Here is a 16,340-nt window from a genome sequence, read left to right on the forward strand (position 1 = left end):
GGGCGCGCGGGCCCTCGTCCGTGCGCGGGTGGGGCGCAAGGCCCCCGGGTCAGGCGAAGAGCACGCAGGTGGCGGCCGGCACCGCCACCGAGCCGGACCGGCGCGGCTGCCCCGTCAGCGGGTCGACGTCGAACCAGGTGACGTCCCCGGAGTGCTCGTTGGCCGCGTACAGCCTGCGTCCCGAGGGATCTGCGGCGAGGTCCCGCGGCCAACTGCCGCCGCAGTCCGCCCGGTCCGTCAGCGCGGGCTTCTCCGCCCCGTCGGCGAGCGAGAGGGTGACGATCGTGTCCGCGCCGCGCACGGCCGCCCACACGAAACGGCCGTCGGGGGAAGCCACCACGGCCGAGGGGTAGGCCCGTACGGCGCCCGGAGCGGCCACTGGAGCGACCGGAACCTCGCCGATCGGTTCCAGTTGCCCGGAGTCCGCGTTCCAGCGGCAGACGGTCAACTGCGGCTCCAGCTCGTGCAGGACGTAGACGACCTCGCCGGCCGGATGGAACGCGAGGTGGCGCGAGCCCGTCCCGGCGCGCAGCGCGGTCTCGCCGTGCAGGCGCAGCGCCCCGGTGGCCGGGTCCGGCGCGCAGACGCGGACCGAGTCGGTGCCGAGGTCCACGCTGAGCACCCAGCGGCCGCTCGGATCGGGCAGCACCTGGTGGGCGTGCGGCCGTTCCTGGCGGCTCGCGTCGGGGCCGGAGCCCCGGTGGACGAGGACCTCGGCGGGCCCGGACACGGTGCCGTCGGCGGCGAGCGGGAGGCTGCTGACGCTGCCGGAGGTGTAGTTGGCGGTCAGCAGCCGGCGCCCGGTCACGCTCAGGTGCGTCGGCCCGGCCCCGCCGACCGGTCGGGGGGGCCCGAGTGCGACGAGGCCTTCGGGGGCGGGCCGGAAGGCGGCGACCGCCCCCTGCTCGGTCTCGCTGACGGCGTAGACGATCCCGGCGCCCCGGTCGAGGGCGAGGTACGAGGGGTCGGCGACCGCGTCGGTGGTGGACAGGAGGGTCAGCGCACCGGTCGCCGGGTCCACGTCCGCCGTGGTGATGCCGCGGCCGCCCGCCGAGGTGAACGAGCCGATGTGGACCCGGTGTCCGCCGCTGCGGTCCCTGCCGTCCGTGCTCGTGATGCCGTCCGCACCGCCCATCGGATGCCCCTCTCCGCCGTTTCGGATCGATCCGTGCGGAGCCGACGGTAACAGAAGGTCTAGACCAGATCCCGGCCTTGGGCGCGTTCCTGCGCTCCGCGGTGGTGCACGTACGCCGTCGTGCTCGGCCGGTCCTCGTAGGTGCGGTGGAAGACCGGCGTCGCGGAGCCCGAGATCGGCGGCACGATCCAGGACCAGTCGGCGCCCACCTCACGGCCCTTGCGCTCTTCCCGCTCCAGGTGGCTGAGGAAGCGCCGGGACTCGGTGTGGTGGTCCGCGATGGTGACCCCGGCCCGGTCGAACGAGTGCAGGACGGCCCGGTTGAGCTCGACGAGCGCACGGTCCTTCCAGAGCGAGCGGTCGCTGGAGGTGTCGAGGCCCAGGCGCCGGGCGACGGCGGGGAGGAGGTTGTAGCGGTCGGTGTCCGCGAGGTTGCGGGCGCCGATCTCGGTGCCCATGTACCAGCCGTTGAACGGTGCGGCCGGATAGTGGATGCCACCGATCTCCAGGCACATGTTGGAGATGGCGGGTACGGCGTGCCAGCGCAGCCCCCAGTCCGCCCAGCCGGCGTCGTCGGGGTGCAGGATCGGGACTTCCAGCACGGCGTCGGCGGGGGTTTCGAACCAGCGCGGTTTGTCGTCGACGCCCTGCACCACCAGCGGGAGCAGGTCGAAGGGGGTGCCCGCGCCCCCGGTCCAGCCGAGGCTCAGCAGCGCACCGGTGAGCGGGGCGTTGCGGGCGTCGCCCACGGTGACGGAGTGGTGGTCGCCGTAGCCGGCGTACCGGACGAGCTGCTCGCTCCAGATCAGCGGGCCGGGACGGTCCGGGGCGTCCGGTGCGAAGACGGTGATCGTGGGCCTGACCCGGCCGCCGTTGGTCGCGTCGCGCAGGTGCTCGAAGCACTCGGCGGCGATGTCGTCGGCGTCGGTGAGGTCTCGCCGGTCGCGCACGCGCAGCGAGTTCCAGTACAGCCGGCCTATGCAGCGGTTGCTGTTGCGCCAGGCGACACGGGCCCCGTGGACGAGTTCCTGCGGGGTGTGCCGGTAGCTTCCGGTGTCCGCGAGCTCGGCCCGCACGGCGGCGAGCCGGGCCCGCGGATCACCCGCCTGCGGATTCTCCCGATGGAAGAGTCGGACGAACTCCTCGGCTGCTTCCCACACTTCGGCTGTGGTCGAGCGCTGTTGAAGTATTTCCATCCCGGGCGGTTACCCCCTGTCCGACCAGATCCACCCTGTACGTGCCGGATGAATGTGCAATCACCGATCACCCGTTGTACAGGCCGCAGATCAGCGCCGCGGGGAACGTGCATCCGGAACACTCCACCGAGTGATCTTCGGGCCATTGCCCTGCGGTGGGAGCCTGACAGGGCGTACGATCCGCCGTCAGCAGGGCTCTGACCTCGGAATTCGGCCCGCCGGGGCGGGCGGGCCGACCGGGGCGGCCGCCGCGGCCGCCGGTGACGGTCAGGCGCTGATGACGAGCGGCGAGCGCGGGTCGGTGCGCAGCGGGGCGTGCAGGGCCACGAGGGCGTGTTCCAGGCCGTGCAGGTGCGCGAGGGCCGGTTCCGCGGCGGCGGGCCGGGGGTGCGCCGCGGTGGCGGGGCCCGCCGTGTCCCGCGGGGCGGTCAGCGCCTCCACGGCGGCCTCCACCCGCCAGCAGGCGGCGGCCAGCCGGGCGTCGTGCGAGGCCTGCGGGTCGGCGGCGACGGCCACGAGCCCGCGCACCTCGCGGGCGCAGTCGTCGAGCAGCCCGAGGACCTGCCGGGCCCGGGCCTTGCGGGCGCGCAGCGGGCTCAGCGGGTGCACGAGGGGGGCGAGGGCCATCCGTACGCGCCCCAGCAGCAGCTCCAGTTCGGCCGCGTGCGGGGCGGGATCGGCGTCCGGGTCCCCCGCGAGGCGGGCGAGGGAGGCCGCGGTGGAGGCCCGTACGCAGTGCAGCGCGCGCTGGATCCAGGCGTCGTTGGCGGCGTGCGTGGTCACCGGCAGGACGAGCACCACGGCGAGAGCGGCGCCCAGCGCGCCGATGGCGGTCTCCTGGAAGCGCAGGAGCAGCAGGCCCGGGTGCAGGACGCCGAGCAGGCCGTAGAGCAGGCCGGCCATGACGGTGACGAAGAACATCATCCAGGAGTACGAGGGCGCCGCGGTGTAGAAGATCCCGAAGACGCATACGGCGACCAGTGCGGCGGTGGGCGCGGGCGCGCCGTGCAGCGGTACGGCGATCAGCAGTCCGGCGGCGATGCCGACGACCGTGCCCAGGACCCGGCGGAACCCGCGGACGAGGGTCTCGCCCCGGGAGGCGGTGTTGACGAAGATCCACCAGGCGGTGCCGACGGCCCAGTACCAGCGGGTGTCGGAGAGCGCCTGGCCGACCCCGAGCGCGAAGGCGCAGGCGGCCGTGGCCTGGAAGGCCTGCCGGGTGGTGGGCCGGGCCAGGCCGGTACCGGGCAGGCCGGGCGGCGCGGCGGGCGGCGGGGTGCGCCGCTCGATCGGCCAGAGGACGAACCGCACGGCTCCGGCGGAGAGCAGCGCCAGCCCGACCGCGGCGTACAGCTCGGGCAGCTGGCCGGGGACGGCGTGCAGGAACTGCGTGACGAAGAACATCATGAAGGCGAAGATCCCGAGGGCGTGTCCGCGCGGCCCCCAGCGGCGGGCGTAGACCCCGGCGAAGACGACGGCCAGGAAGGCGGCGTCCCTGGCCGCCGGCACCGCGTGCAGGCCGGTGGCCAGCGCGAGGACGGGGAATCCGGCGACGGGCAGCAGGGCGCTGGTCACGCGCTGGGCCCGTACGGTCGGGTCGAGCACGGTGAACAGGGTGAGCAGGGCCGCCAGCCCCCCGGTGATCGAGGCGGTGAGGGAGAGACCGCAGAGCTCGGCCACGGCGACGGCGGAGGCGACGCCGAGCGCGGCCCGCAGCGAGTTCTTCAGTCTCAGGCGCCCCGGATCCGGAGCCACGAACATCCTCTTCACGGCGGTGTGCCGCCCCCCTTGCAGTGGTGCGCGCCGGCCCGGCGGCCGCCCGGGGGTGGTGGGCGGCAGGCGGGCACGGCGAAGGCGCCGCGCTCCGGACCGGCCTCGTTGCCGCCCGGCGCTGCGCGGCGCCGAAAGTACATGGATACGACACAGATAAGCATCCGAGGGCCCACTGGCTCAACACGGCTCCCCCTCACTGGTCCATTGGCCCAGTCACAGGGCCCTCACATCGGCCACGCGCTGCCAACGGACCAGCCGGCGCTCAGGCGGGGCGGCGGGCGTAACAGAAGAAGTGCTCCTCGGGGGCGACGGCCGGAGCCGCCGGACCGCCCGGACCCGCCGGAGCCGCCGGACCGCCCGGACCCGCCGGAGCCGCCGGAGCCGCCGGACCGCCCGGACCCACCGGAGCCGTCTCGGGCCGGAACAGTGCGGTGTGGTGCTCCAGCACCTCCAGCCCAGCCGCGCCCAGCAGCCGCAGGTGCTCCGCCGGGGACAGGCTGCTGACGGTGACCTCGTGCCCCATCCACACGATGTCGAGGTCGCTGATGTCCCCGGGCACCGTGGCCATCACGAAGTACCCGCCGGGCGCCACCCACGACGCCATCCGCTCCAGCGACGCCGCCACCTCCCGCTGGGACATCACCAGCAGCGGGAAGAAGGAGCACACCGCGTCGAAGCCGCCCTCCGCGGCCGCGTACGTCCGTACGTCGGCCTGCTCGAACCGGGCCTGCGGCACCCGGGAACGCGCGAGGTCGACCATGTGCGCCGACACGTCGATCCCGGTCACCGCGCACCCGGCCCGGGCGAGCGCCTCGGCGGCCGGGCGGCCCGTACCGCTGCCCACGTCCAGCACGCGGGCGCCCGGGGCGAGGCGGGCGGTGAGCCAGTCCAGTGCGGCGAGCTGACCGGGCACCCGCCCGAACACCTCCTCGTACCGCGCGCCGACCTCGTCGAACACGTCCGCTGCGGACTTGCCGTCACTCATCGGCGCCCCTCACCCTCGTCCCCGGTTCGCTGCCGCTCCCCGCCGCCCGGTTCGGTCCCGGACGGCGCCGAGGGGGTTCTGCCCGGGCGCGCGGGCGGGAAACGGCGGGCGCGGGATCACGCCGGGCCGGGGGACGCCGCCGGGGCGCGGCCCGACTCGATGACCCCGAGGTCCGCCGTCAGCGAGTCGAACCAGGCCGTCGCGGCGAAGTACAGGGGACCCGCGTCGGGGGGCGCCGCGTCGGCGGGCCCCGGCAGCTCCGGCACCCCGGACCCGGCGACGGCCTCGGGACCACCCGGCCCGCCCGGTTCTCCCCGCCTGCCCGGTTCGCCCCGTACACCCGGTCCGCCCGGCCGGGTCCGGACCGGGGCCGGGTGCCCGTTCTTGTGCGGGACGTCCGCCACGGCCGCCGCCCGGCGCAGTCCGGCCGCCACGCGCGCCGCGTAGTCCCCGAGCTGCGCCGCCTCGCCGCGCGCGAGCGGAGTCCCGTCCGCACTGCCCAGGACCCGCCCGGAGCCCCAGAGCACGTGGTGCCCGGTCATGACCGTGGCCTGCCAGTCCCGGCCCGGACCGGCCGGGCGCTGCGCCTCGGTCTGGTACTGGGCGTACGCCGACTCGGCCATGACCAGCGTGAAACGGACCCGGTGCTCCTCGTCCCCCGGGGCCGGCGGCGCGGGCCCCCGGGGTGCCGTGACGACGGCCGTGGTCGACTCGACGTCGTCGGCGCAGGCGCGCAGCAGCGCGGCCACCGCCCGGCCCAGTTCGTCCTGCGCACCGCGCGGCCAGGCCAGGAGCCCGCACACGATCCCGATCGCGCTGCCGATGGTCACGTCGAGGAACCGGACCTCGGCGAGCTGCCAGGTGACCACGGACAGCTGGGCGAAGACGACGGAGACGACCAGTGTGAACAGCGCCTGCGCCCAGCCCACGCCCCGGACCGGGCCGACGGTGAACGTGAACAGCATCAGCGGCGGGAGCACGATCGCGTAGACGGTGGTCTCCCCGCCGGTCAGGGCGAGCACCGTGCCGGCGGCGACCGCGCCCAGAGAGGTGCCGATCAGCGCGGTGCGCACGGTTCCGCGGGTCTGCACGGCGGTGGTGCGGGTGAGGCTGAGGACCGCGAGCATGGCCCAGAAGCCGTGCGGGAGGGAGTCGAGCCCGGCGACGGTACGGGCCACGGCGAGGGCCAGCGCGATCCGTACGGCGTTCTGGAAGTACACGGACCGCGGTCCGGTGTGGGCGGAGATCCGGTGCCACCACAGCCGCACGGTGCTCTGCCGGAGGTACCAGAACCGGTCGGCGGTGTCCTCGGTCGGGTGCAGGCCGCGCCCCTCGACGGAGATCTCGGCTGCCGTGCGCAGGGCGACGGCGGCGTCCGCGACCTCCAGCAGGGCGGCCTGCCGGCGGCGGGATTCGGGCAGCTCGGCCGGGGTGCGGGAGTTGCGGGCCCGCAGGCGCAGCAGTTCCGTCGAGTCCGCGGCGGGCGGGCGGGCGTCGCGCAGCAGGGTGGAACTGCCGGCGGCCGATGCGCGGACCCCGTCGAGGAGTTCGAGTCCGGCCGTCCTCGGCGCCCGCCCGGGCGCGGGTGGGGGCAGGTTCCGGAGCCGGGAGAGCAGGGTGCGGGCGGCCAGCCCGGTGTGGGCCAGTGCCCGCTCGCGCAGACCCGGACCGGCGGGGCGTTCCGCTTCCGGCACCCGGGAGGACCGCAGTGCCTCGGCGGCCGCCCGGGCCCGGTCGGAGGCGGCGGCGTCCAGGACGTAGGGCGGCTGCGCCAGGGCGGCGGCGCAGCGGGCCGCTTCGGCCACGGAGGCCGCGGCCCGCTCCGCGTAGGTCGCGACCCGCGGGTCGGGCAGCACCCATGCCTCGGCCATGATCAGCAGCAGGAGGCCGGTGAGGGTGCCGGCGAGCCGTTCGTCGAGGGTGTGGGGGGCGTACGGCGGGAAGCTCGGCAGGATGTAGAGCAGTTGCAGGCCGGACGCGGCGCCCGCCGGCCGGGGTCCGGCCGCTGCCGAGAAGGCGACGCAGAAGCCGACCACGGCCATGCCGAGGACGGCGCTCCAGGTCCGGACGGCGAGGAGGGTTCCCACGGTCACCAGGACGCAGGCCACCGGCAGCAGCCTGACCATCACCGCGGCCCGCTGCCGTCCGGTTCCCGGGATGCGGGAGAGGCCTGCCAGGGAGACCGCGGCGAAGAGCGCGTAGGTGGCGCCGATGGGCCGGTCGAGGCCGTACAGGAACAGGTAGAAGCCCGTGCAGGCGGCCAACGTGGTGCGCACGGCCCGGCGTGCGGCCGCCGGCAGTGGGCCGGTGCCCGTACGGAGTTCCCCAAGGGCTCGCACGGTTTCAGAATCCCACGGGACGCGCCGCCTCTCTCGGCGGGACGTCCCCGGACACCGGGCCCGGGCGCCGGATCAGCCCCCGGGCACCCGCTACGGGTGGGTGTTCCAGCCGGCGATCACGGGGAGGCCGTGTTCGGTGGACAGGATGCTGACCGTGCCGGTGCGCAGCAGGAAGAGCCTGCCGTCCTGCGGGGGCAGGCCCAGGTAGCGGGCGGTCAGGACGCGCAGGAAGTGGCCGTGGGCGACGATGACGGCGTCTCCCCGGTCCTCGGCGAGGACCTCGGCGGCCCGGGCCAGGGCGCGGTCCGCGCGGGCACCGACCTGGCCGGCGTCCTCGCCGGGGTGTTCGGCGTCTCCGGGCGGGACCCCGTCGGTCCACAGAGACCAGTGCGGCCGCGTCTGCTGGATCTCGGCCGTGGTGATGCCCTCGTAGCCGCCGTAGTCCCATTCGTACAGGTCTGGGTCGCTCACGCCGCCGCTCAGTCCGGCGAGCTCGGCCGTGGCGACGGCCCGGCGCAGCGGGCTGGTCAGCACCAGCGCGAAGTGCCGGTCGCGGAAGTACGGCGACAGTGAGATCGCCTCCTCGACCCCGGCGGCGCTCAGCGGCACGTCGGTCCGTCCGGTGTGGCGCCCGGTGGCGCTCCATGCCGTCTCACCGTGTCTCACCAGCAGCAGGTCACTCATGTTCCGGACCCTAAGCCCTCCGGCATGTCGGCGGCGAAGGATCCGGGGCGCATGTCACTGTCGGGCGTCATGGACGTGAGACCGCTCCCCGTGCGGCCGACCCGGTTGACGGTGCTGATGGTCGCGCTGACCGTCGTGACCGGGATGATCGAGGCGGTCAGCCTGCTCGCGCTCGGACCGGTCTTCACGGCGATGCAGACCGGCAACGTGCTGTTCCTGGCGTTCGGGGCCGCCCGGCAGGCGAGCCTGCCGGCGCTGGCGCCCGCGGTCTCGCTGGCCGGTTTCGCGGCGGGGGCGGTGTGCGGGGCCCGGCTCGAAGCCTTCTCGGAGGCGCGCGGGCGGCGCTGGTTCGTGATCGGTCTGACGATCGAGGCGGGGCTGATCCTGGTCGCGGCGGGGGCCGGAAGGGGCTTGGCGGCGCACTACGGGGAACCGACCTGGCGGCACATGGCGGTGGCCTGCCTGCTGGCGGTGGCCATGGGGATGCGCAATGTGACGAGCATGCGGGTGAACGTGCCCGGGGTGCCGACCACGCTGGTCACCCGGTCCCTGACCTTCCTGCTCGCCGGTTCGGCCCTGGGGCAGGACGGCGCCTTCGGGTACGGGACGGCGGCCTGGGTGCGGCGGGCGGCGTCGGTCCTCGCGATGTTCGCCGGGGGGCTGGCGGGGGCCCTGCTGGTGCGGGCCGGCTGGACGGTGGACCGGCTGCTGGTCCCGCCGGGCGCGGTGGTGCTGGCGGTGGCGCTGTCCTACCTGCCCCAGCCGCGGCTGCACGCGCTCTGAGGGCGGGGCGGCGCAGGTCCGGCCCCGCTTACCGGCAAAGCGATGCGGAAACGCTGCGACTGGCCGCCCAGCCGCGTCGTGGCGAGGCTCGGGACATGGACGAGAAGGAGCGTGAGCACTGCGCCGCGCGGGGGTCCGCGCCGGACGCGGCGGCGACGGCCGGTCTCGCCGCGGGCTTCGCGGCGGGCGACGAACGCTGCATGGAGGCGGTCTACCGGCGCTGGCGCCCGCTGGTCCACGCGCTCGCCCACCGGTCCCTGGGCGACGAGCGGGAGGCCGAGGACGTCACCCAGCAGGTCTTCCTCGCCGCCTGGAACGGCCGGCGCCGCTACCGGCCCGGCCCGGGCGGCCTCGGCGCCTGGATCACCGGCATCACCCGTCACAAGGTGGCCGACGCCCTGGAGGCACGGACCCGGCGGGCCCGGGCGGCGGCCGCGGCCGCCCCCCCCGGGGGCCCCCCGCGCCCCGGGAGCCTGCCGCGGCAGGAGTCGGAACAGGTCCTGGACCGGGTCATGGTCCTCGGGGAGCTGGCCAGACTGCCGTTCGAACAGCAACGGGTGCTGCGCCTCGCCTTCTACGCGGACCTGACGCAGGCCCAGATCGCGGACCGCACCGGGCTTCCGCTGGGCACCGTCAAGAGCCATATGCGAAGGGCCCTGCACCAGCTGCGCCGTTCGCTGCCCGCGGCGGCGCCAGCGATTCGATGACCGCGAGGCCCGAACGCAGCCCGTACAGCCGCTCGGTACGCGGGGCCGGCGGGCCCGGACTCCAGCCGGGCCCGGCGAGCAGCAGGGCCGAGTGGGAGCGGGCTCCGCGCAGGCCCCACTCGATGGCGGCCACCGACCGGGCCAGGGCCGGGTCCGCGGTCGTACGGGACTGCGCCCACAGGACGACGGCCCGCGGGCCGGTACGCCGCACGGCGTCGTGCAGGGCTTCGGCGGGCAGCGCCGGTCCGAACATCCGGGCGGGCACGCCCCGTTGGCCGAGGGCCGCGGTCAGGGCCTCGATGGGCAGGCTGTGCTGCTCGCCGGGAACGCAGGCCAGCAGCACGGGCGGGGTCCGGGGCGGCTCGGGCACGGGCCGGATCCGGTGGAACGCCGCGGAGACCTGCCAGGACAGCAGGTGCTCGACCTCCACGTAACGCTCCCCGGCGGAGGCCCATTTGCGGCCCACCGCGTGCAGGGTCGGTGCGATGACCTGCTCCCAGGCGGTGACCAGGCCGTGCTCGGCCACGGCTTCCTCCAGCAGGTCCGCCACGGTCGGCGCGTCCAGGCGCACGGCGGCCCGCGAGAGCCCCCGGCATTCCGGACGGACCGGCCCCAGCGGCAGCGCGCTCGGCCCGCCGGGGGCCGGGCGGCCGCGCCTGCCCCCCCGCGCGGGGGGTCCGGGCGGCGCCGCCGAGGGCCGCCCGGGCCGCCTCGGCCGGGGGTACCCCGCCGGCGGTGAGCCGGCACATCAGCTCCAGCCGGGCGATGTCCGGTGCGGTCCAGCGCCGGTGCCGGCCGGCCTCGCGGTGGGCCGGGCCGATCGCGTACCGCCGCTCCCAGGAGCGCAGCGTGGTCGGCGAGACCCCGAGGTGGCGGGCGACCGCGCCGGTGCTCAGTGCGGCGGCGGGCTGCCGGTGCTGAAGCGGTGTCTGCTGAGGCGGTGTCTGCCGGGGTGTCCGGGGCGCGCGGTCCACCCGCTCACGATACGGTTCCGCGGCCCGGCCGCGGGCTCATTCGCCGCCCCGTCCCCGCCGGAACCGGTCGAGCCCGTCGGCGAGTTCGACGATCCGCTCCGGGTAGTCGTAGCGGGCCCGCTCCAGCCCCGGGAGCCGCCAGGGTTCGTGCACCTGCGGGGCGTCGAGCCCGGCCAGCTCCGGTACCCAGCGGTGCACGTAGCGGCCCGTGGGGTCGTAGCGCAGTCCCTGGCGCACCGGGTTCAGGACGCGGTTGGGGCGGGTGTCGGTGCCCGTCCCGGCCACCCACTGCCAGTTGAGCTGGTTGTTGGCGAGGTCGCCGTCCACGAGGAGGTCCAGGAAGTGCCGGGCGCCGGTCCGCCAGTCCACGTACAGGGTCTTGGCGAGGAAGCTGGCCGTGACCAGCCGGCCCCGGTTGTGCATCCAGCCCTCGTGGAGCAGCTGGCGCATGGCCGCGTCGACCACCGGGTAGCCGGTCCGGCCCTCCTTCCAGGCCTCGGTCTCCTCCTCGGCTGCCGCTCCGGTGCGCCAGCGGTCGCTGCGGTCGCGGTAGTCGCGTACGGCGGTCTCGGGGCGGGCGGCGAGCACCTGGTGGTGGAAGTCGCGCCAGCAGATCTGCCGGACGAAGGCCTCGCCGCCGGGTCCGTCGGCGGCGGAACGGGCGCGGTGGACGGCCTCGGTGGGCGAGAGCGTCCCGAAGTGCAGGTGCGGGGAGAGCCGGGAGGTGGCGTCCCCGGCCAGGTCGTCGTGGGCCTCCTCGTAGCGGGACAGGCCCGCGCGCAGCCAGCGCTTGAGGAGCTCGCGCGCTTCGCGCTCCCCGCCGCGTGCGAGGCCCGGGGAGACCCCCGTGACGGACGCCCTCCGGGGCAGCGGGTCGGAGCCGATGCCCTCCGGCACGCGCACGGAGCGGGGGGCGGCGACGGGGGCGCGGGGCGGCAGTTCGGTCCAGCGGCGGAAGTACGGGGTGAACACGGCGAAGTGGTCGGAGCCCGCGGGGAGCACGGCCCCGGGGGCGGCGACCGTGATCACGGCCTCGTGCACGTAGAGCCGCCGGCCCTCGGCTTCGAGGGCGGCGCGCAGCCGTTCCTCGCGGGCCCGGGCGTAGCCGCTGACTCCGGCCGCCATGTGGACCTCGTCGGCGTCGCACTCCTGGACGAGGGCGCAGACCTCGTCGACGGCGTCGCCGGAGCGCAGCACGAGGTGGCCGCCGCGTTCGCGCAGCCCGGCGTCGAGGTCGGCGAGGCAGTCGGCGAGGAAGGCGAGCCGGTTGGGTGCGGCGAAGCCGGCCGCGTCCACGGCGCGGTCGCGGACGAAGAGCGGCACCACCCGGTCGCAGGAGGACAGTGCCGCCCGCAGCGGCGGGTGGTCGTGCAGGCGCAGGTCTGAGGTGTACAGGACCACCGCGACGTTCATGGTGTGTCTCGCTCCGCTTCCGGTCCGTGGGGTCGGTCGTCAGCCGTTACTTCGCCCCGTGCGGCGGGTTCGGATGCGGCCGCTTCGGCCGCGTCAGCCGCAGGTGCGGCGGCTCCGGGTGCGGGTGCGGCTCCGGGCGCAGGCGCGGGCGCGGCGGCCCGCCCCGCGGCGGCCTCCTCGTCCAGGCGGCTCGCGGCGCGGGCGATGTTGCGGGCCATGCCGCCGAACACGACGGCGTGGAACGGCGACACGCTCCACCAGTAGAGGTGACCGAGCAGCCCGTGCGGATGGAACAGCGCGCGCTGCCGGTACCGGGCCCCCCGGGCCCCGGCCGGCGCGCTTCCCGCGGGCCGGTCGGCGCGCATCTCCAGCCAGGCCAGACCCGGCAGCCGCATTTCGGCGCGCAGCCGCAGCAGGCTGCCGGGTTCGATGTCCTCCACCCTCCAGAAGTCGAGGGAGTCGCCCACCCGCAGCCGTGACGCGTCGCGCCGGCCGCGCCGGATGCCGACGCCGCCGACGAGCCGGTCCAGCCAGCCCCGTACGGCCCAGGCCAGCGGGAAGGAGTACCAGCCGTTCTCCCCGCCGATGCCCTCGACCACCCGCCACAGCGCGGCGGGCGAGGCGTCGACGGCGAGTTCCCGCTCATCGGTGTAGAGGCTGCCGCCGGCCCAGTCGGGGTCGGTGGGCAGCGGGTCGCTGGGGGCGCCGGGGTAGCCGGCGGAGGACCAGCGGGTGGTCACGTTCGCCTCGCGCACCCGCTGGAGGGCCAGGGACAGGGCCTGGTCGAAGCCGATCGGGGCGCCGGGCGGATCCGGGACGTACCGTGCGATGTCGTGCTCGGCGCACACGACCTCGTGGCGCAGGGACTCGGCGAGCGGCCGGGCCAGCGCGCGCGGTACGGGGGTGACCAGGCCGATCCAGTGGCTGGACAGCCGCGGCGTGAGCATCGGGACGCGGAGGATGAAGCGCGGCGGCAGCTGCGCCACGGTGGCGTAGCGGCGCATCATCTCCTCGTACGTGACCACGTCGGGGCCGCCGATGTCGAAGGCGCGGCTCACCTCGGGCGGCATGCCGGCACTGCCGACGAGATAGCGCAGGACGTCGCGGACGGCGACGGGCTGGACCCGGGTGCCGACCCAGCTGGGCGTGACCATGACCGGCAGCCGTTCGGTCAGGTAGCGCAGCATTTCGAAGGAGGCCGAACCGGAGCCGATGATGACGGCGGCGCGCAGGACGGTGGCCGGGACCCCGGAGCCGAGGAGGATCTCGCCGACCTCGGCGCGGGAGCGCAGGTGCGGGGACAGTTCGCCGGCCGGGATGTCCGCCGGGGTGAGGCCGCCGAGGTAGACGATGCGGCGGACCCCGGCGGCGCGGGCCTGTTCGGCGAAGATCCGGGCGGCCGCGCGGTCGCGGTTCTCGAACCCGGATCCGGCGCCGAGCGCGTGGACGAGGTAGTAGGCCACGTCGATCCCCTGCAGGGCCGCCGCGACGGACTCCGCGTCGGTGGCGTCGCCGCGGACGACCTCCGCGCGCCCGGCCCAGGGGTGGTCGCGCAGCTTCTCCGGGGACCGGGCCAGGCACCGGACGCGGTGTCCGGCGTCGAGCAGTTCCGGCACCAGGCGGCCGCCGATGTAGCCGGTGGCCCCGGTGACCAGGCAGTGCAGACCGGTGGTGGCCGTCATCGCTGTCTCCGCTCCTCGTTCGTACAGGTCCGCGGGCGGCGCCCCCGCAAGGGATTCCCGTGGACGGGCGTCGGCGGATGCACCGGGACGAAAAGGCGCTCCACTGGGCCATTGGTACAGTCGCGGCATGGCGGTGGACGAACTCGACACCCGGATCCTGCGTCTGCTGATCGAGCAGCCGCGCACCAGCGTCCGCGAATACGCACGGATCCTCGGGGTCGCGCGGGGCACCCTCCAGGCCCGGCTGGACCGGCTGGAGCGCACCGGGGTGATCACCGGAACCGGTCCCGTGCTGTCCCCCGCCGCGCTCGGGCATCCGGTGCTGGCCTTCGTGCACATCGAGGTCACCCAGGGGCACCTGGACGAGGTCGGCGAGGCGCTCGCCGCCGTACCCGAGATCATCGAGGCGTTTTCGATCACCGGCGGCGGGGACCTGCTGACCCGGGTGGCGGCCCGCGACAACGCCCACCTGGAGGACGTGATCCAGCGGCTGATCCGGCTGCCCGGGGTGGTCCGCACCCGTACGGAGGTGGCGCTGCGCGAGCGCGTCGCGCACCGGCTGCTGCCGCTGGTCGAGTCCGTGGGACGGGCTGCGCGCACATCCTGACAGGATGGTCGGGACACGTACACGACCGGCAGAACGGGCGCATCGGATGATTTCCGTCATATTCGATCTCGACGGCACCCTCGTGGACAGCGAGCCGAACTACTACGAGTCCGGGCGGCGCACCCTGGCGCGGCACGGCGTCACCGGTTTCACCTGGGAGCAGCACGCCCGCTTCATCGGCATCGGCACGCTGGAAACGCTGGAGATCCTGCGGGACCGGTACGGGATCGAGGCCCCGGTGGAGCAGCTCCTGGCCGAGCAGAACGCCGCGTATCTGGAGCTGGCCCGGACCGGGACCGAGGCGTTCCCCGAGATGCGCCGGTTCGTGGAGCGGCTGCACGCGGAGGGCGTCCCGATGGCGGTGGCGTCCGGGTCCTCGCGGGAGGCGATCGACGCCGTGCTGGCCGGGACGGGCCTGGACGCGCTGCTGACGACGGTGGTCTCGGCCGAGGAGGTGCCGCACGGCAAGCCCGCCCCCGACGTCTTCCTCGAAGCGGCCCGCCGGCTCGGGGCGGACCCGGCCGACTGCGTGGCCGTGGAGGACGCGGCCCCGGGCGCGCAGGCCGCCCGTGCGGCCGGGATGGCCTGTGTGGCGGTCCCTTACGTGGCCGCCACCGCCGACGACCCGGCGTTCGCCACGGCCGCCCTCGTCTTCCGCTCCGGGCACGCGCAGTTCACGGCGGCCGCGGCCCACGAGTGGCTCTCCTCCCTGCGGCCCGCCCGGGCGTAGGGCCTGCGGCGGGGGTGGCGGCGCGGGAGGGCTGCGCGGGAGGGCTGCGCGGGAGGGCTGCGCGGGAGGGCTGCGCGGGAGGGCGGCGGGCGGGGGCCGGGGAAGATCCCGCGGCTCCGCCGAGTTGGTAGAACCGTGAACGAAATGGTGCGGGGTGCGGAGACCGTCGACGTGGTGGTCGTCGGTGCCGGTCAGGCGGGTTTGTCCAGTGCGTACCACCTGGCGCGGGCGGGGATCGGCCACGTGGTGCTCGACCACGCGCCGCGTCCGGGCGGCGCGTGGCAGTTCCGCTGGCCCTCGCTGACGTACGGCAAGGTGCACGGGATGCACGCGCTGCCCGGCATGGAGCTCACGGACGCCGACCCGCTGCGGCCTTCGTCCGCGGTGATCGGTGAGTACTTCGGGGCGTACGAGGACCGGTTCGGGCTGCGCGTGCGGCGCCCCGTGGACGCCACGGCCGTCCGGGACGGGGGCGACGGACGGTTGCGGGTGGAGTCCTCGGCCGGGACCTGGTCCGCGCGGGCCCTGATCAACGCGACCGGGACGTGGGACCGGCCGTTCTGGCCGCGCTACCCGGGCCAGGAGACGTTCCGGGGCCGCCAGCTGCACACGGCGGACTACCCCGGTCCGCAGGAGTTCGCCGGGGCCCGGGTGATCGTGGTGGGCGGTGGCACCTCGGCGGTGCAGCACCTGCTGGAGATCGCCGAGGTCGCGGCGGAGACCACCTGGGTGACCCGCCGGCCCCCGGTGTTCCGCGACGGGAGCTTCGGCGAGGCCGAGGGCCGGGCGGCGGTGGCGCTGGTGGACGAACGGGTCCGCCGGGGGCTGCCCCCGCAGAGCGTGGTCAGCGTGACCGGGCTCCCGCTGAACGAGGCCGTCCGGACCGGGCTGGCCTCGGGGGTGCTGGACCGGCGGCCCGCCTTCGACCGGATCACGGCCACGGGTGTCGCCTGGGCGGACGGGCGGCAGGTGGAGGCCGACGTGATCCTGTGGGCCACCGGGTTCCGGGCCGCCATCGACCACTTGGCCCCGCTGCACCTGCGCGAGCCCGGTGGCGGCATCCGGGTCGAGGGCACCCGCGCGGTCCGCGACGAGCGGGTCCACTTGGTCGGCTACGGCCCGTCGGCGTCGACGATCGGCGCCAACCGCGCCGGCGGTGCCGCGGTCCGCGAGATCCGCCGCCTGCTGGCCCGCGGCGCCGACGCCGACGCCCCCGACCGCACCGACCGCACCGGCCGCTTCGACGGCACCCATAGCATCCACGGCCTCGACGGTGTGCGCGAACCGGCCGTCGCACCCTCGGTCTAGCCGGCGCGGGGGCCCGCCCGGGCG

Annotated in this window: 14 protein-coding genes and 1 pseudogene; 5 read left to right on the forward strand and 10 right to left on the reverse strand. The window is 75.6% G+C overall.

Annotated elements, in window-relative coordinates; genetic code table 11:
• Positions 1-49: 49 nt before the first annotated feature.
• From ACFXA3_RS13460 to ACFXA3_RS13485, 6 genes are all read right to left on the reverse strand, one after another.
• A complete protein-coding gene (locus tag ACFXA3_RS13460) occupies positions 50-1,135 on the reverse strand; it encodes a lactonase family protein (protein WP_385186184.1) in 1,086 nt (361 codons plus the stop codon).
• A gap of 59 nt (positions 1,136-1,194) precedes the next feature.
• Complete coding sequence (locus ACFXA3_RS13465; protein ID WP_385186187.1) at positions 1,195-2,331, reverse strand: nitric oxide synthase oxygenase; 1,137 nt, start codon at positions 2,329-2,331, stop codon at positions 1,195-1,197.
• 267 nt (positions 2,332-2,598) lie between these two features.
• On the reverse strand, positions 2,599-4,092 hold the full coding sequence (locus ACFXA3_RS13470; protein ID WP_385186214.1) for an FUSC family protein: 1,494 nt from the start codon (positions 4,090-4,092) through the stop codon (positions 2,599-2,601).
• Between the two features lie 274 nt (positions 4,093-4,366).
• Positions 4,367-5,089, reverse strand: a complete 723-nt coding sequence (locus ACFXA3_RS13475; RefSeq protein WP_385186189.1) for a class I SAM-dependent methyltransferase — start codon at positions 5,087-5,089, stop codon at positions 4,367-4,369.
• A 116-nt stretch (positions 5,090-5,205) separates the two neighbouring features.
• The gene (locus ACFXA3_RS13480) at positions 5,206-7,428 is read right to left on the reverse strand and encodes an FUSC family protein (protein ID WP_385186190.1); all 2,223 of its coding nucleotides are present in this window, start codon (positions 7,426-7,428) and stop codon (positions 5,206-5,208) included.
• Positions 7,429-7,518: 90 nt separating this feature from the next.
• Entirely contained in the window at positions 7,519-8,112 is a 594-nt protein-coding gene (locus tag ACFXA3_RS13485; protein WP_385186193.1) for a histidine phosphatase family protein, read from the reverse strand.
• A 51-nt stretch (positions 8,113-8,163) separates the two neighbouring features.
• Here ACFXA3_RS13485 and ACFXA3_RS13490 point away from each other — a divergent pair, with 51 nt between their 5' ends.
• Complete coding sequence (locus ACFXA3_RS13490; RefSeq protein ID WP_385186196.1) at positions 8,164-8,895, forward strand: YoaK family protein; 732 nt, start codon at positions 8,164-8,166, stop codon at positions 8,893-8,895.
• Between the two features lie 95 nt (positions 8,896-8,990).
• Positions 8,991-9,602, forward strand: coding sequence for an RNA polymerase sigma factor (locus ACFXA3_RS13495; RefSeq protein WP_385186199.1), 612 nt, complete (start codon positions 8,991-8,993; stop codon positions 9,600-9,602).
• Here ACFXA3_RS13495 and ACFXA3_RS13500 read toward each other — a convergent pair.
• The 4 genes and pseudogenes from ACFXA3_RS13500 to ACFXA3_RS13515 all read right to left on the reverse strand — a co-directional run bounded on the left by ACFXA3_RS13500 (position 9,529) and on the right by ACFXA3_RS13515 (position 13,671).
• Positions 9,529-10,173 (reverse strand): B12-binding domain-containing protein, encoded by a 645-nt coding sequence (locus ACFXA3_RS13500; protein WP_385186201.1) that lies wholly within the window; start codon positions 10,171-10,173, stop codon positions 9,529-9,531. The two genes, ACFXA3_RS13495 and ACFXA3_RS13500, sit on opposite strands and share 74 nt — an antisense overlap.
• A gap of 190 nt (positions 10,174-10,363) precedes the next feature.
• Positions 10,364-10,576 (reverse strand): annotated as a pseudogene (locus tag ACFXA3_RS13505) (MerR family DNA-binding transcriptional regulator); the annotation flags it as partial.
• Positions 10,577-10,612: 36 nt separating this feature from the next.
• Entirely contained in the window at positions 10,613-11,989 is a 1,377-nt protein-coding gene (locus ACFXA3_RS13510; protein WP_385186203.1) for a cryptochrome/photolyase family protein, read from the reverse strand.
• The gene (locus tag ACFXA3_RS13515; protein WP_385186205.1) at positions 11,986-13,671 is read right to left on the reverse strand and encodes an SDR family oxidoreductase; all 1,686 of its coding nucleotides are present in this window, start codon (positions 13,669-13,671) and stop codon (positions 11,986-11,988) included. The genes ACFXA3_RS13510 and ACFXA3_RS13515 overlap by 4 nt, the downstream gene beginning before the upstream one ends.
• 127 nt (positions 13,672-13,798) lie before the next feature.
• On the opposite strand from ACFXA3_RS13515, the gene ACFXA3_RS13520 reads away from it, so the two are divergent.
• The 3 genes from ACFXA3_RS13520 (at position 13,799) to ACFXA3_RS13530 (ending at position 16,316) form a co-directional block, all read left to right on the forward strand.
• Entirely contained in the window at positions 13,799-14,278 is a 480-nt protein-coding gene (locus ACFXA3_RS13520) for an Lrp/AsnC family transcriptional regulator (protein ID WP_054224855.1), read from the forward strand.
• Between the two features lie 46 nt (positions 14,279-14,324).
• A complete protein-coding gene (locus ACFXA3_RS13525) occupies positions 14,325-15,008 on the forward strand; it encodes an HAD family hydrolase (protein WP_385186208.1) in 684 nt (227 codons plus the stop codon).
• Positions 15,009-15,143: 135 nt separating this feature from the next.
• A complete protein-coding gene (locus tag ACFXA3_RS13530) occupies positions 15,144-16,316 on the forward strand; it encodes an FAD-dependent oxidoreductase (protein ID WP_385186211.1) in 1,173 nt (390 codons plus the stop codon).
• Positions 16,317-16,340: the final 24 nt, after the last annotated feature.

The sequence above is a fragment of the Streptomyces sp. NPDC059456 genome, assembly GCF_042750055.1.
GTDB lineage: Bacteria > Actinomycetota > Actinomycetes > Streptomycetales > Streptomycetaceae > Streptomyces.

Bases quoted from the DNA above. Each gene is read 5' to 3' on its own strand.
- ACFXA3_RS13485 (WP_385186193.1), bottom strand. From the start codon at position 8,112: ATGAGTGACCTGCTGCTGGTGAGACACGGTGAGACGGCATGGAGCGCC.
- ACFXA3_RS13520 (WP_054224855.1), top strand. From the start codon at position 13,799: ATGGCGGTGGACGAACTCGACACCCGGATCCTGCGTCTGCTGATCGAG.
- ACFXA3_RS13515 (WP_385186205.1), bottom strand. From the start codon at position 13,671: ATGACGGCCACCACCGGTCTGCACTGCCTGGTCACCGGGGCCACCGGC.
- ACFXA3_RS13460 (WP_385186184.1), bottom strand. From the start codon at position 1,135: ATGGGCGGTGCGGACGGCATCACGAGCACGGACGGCAGGGACCGCAGC.
- ACFXA3_RS13470 (WP_385186214.1), bottom strand. From the start codon at position 4,092: ATGTTCGTGGCTCCGGATCCGGGGCGCCTGAGACTGAAGAACTCGCTG.
- ACFXA3_RS13490 (WP_385186196.1), top strand. From the start codon at position 8,164: ATGTCACTGTCGGGCGTCATGGACGTGAGACCGCTCCCCGTGCGGCCG.
- ACFXA3_RS13475 (WP_385186189.1), bottom strand. From the start codon at position 5,089: ATGAGTGACGGCAAGTCCGCAGCGGACGTGTTCGACGAGGTCGGCGCG.
- ACFXA3_RS13495 (WP_385186199.1), top strand. From the start codon at position 8,991: ATGGACGAGAAGGAGCGTGAGCACTGCGCCGCGCGGGGGTCCGCGCCG.
- ACFXA3_RS13465 (WP_385186187.1), bottom strand. From the start codon at position 2,331: ATGGAAATACTTCAACAGCGCTCGACCACAGCCGAAGTGTGGGAAGCA.
- ACFXA3_RS13510 (WP_385186203.1), bottom strand. From the start codon at position 11,989: ATGAACGTCGCGGTGGTCCTGTACACCTCAGACCTGCGCCTGCACGAC.
- ACFXA3_RS13525 (WP_385186208.1), top strand. From the start codon at position 14,325: ATGATTTCCGTCATATTCGATCTCGACGGCACCCTCGTGGACAGCGAG.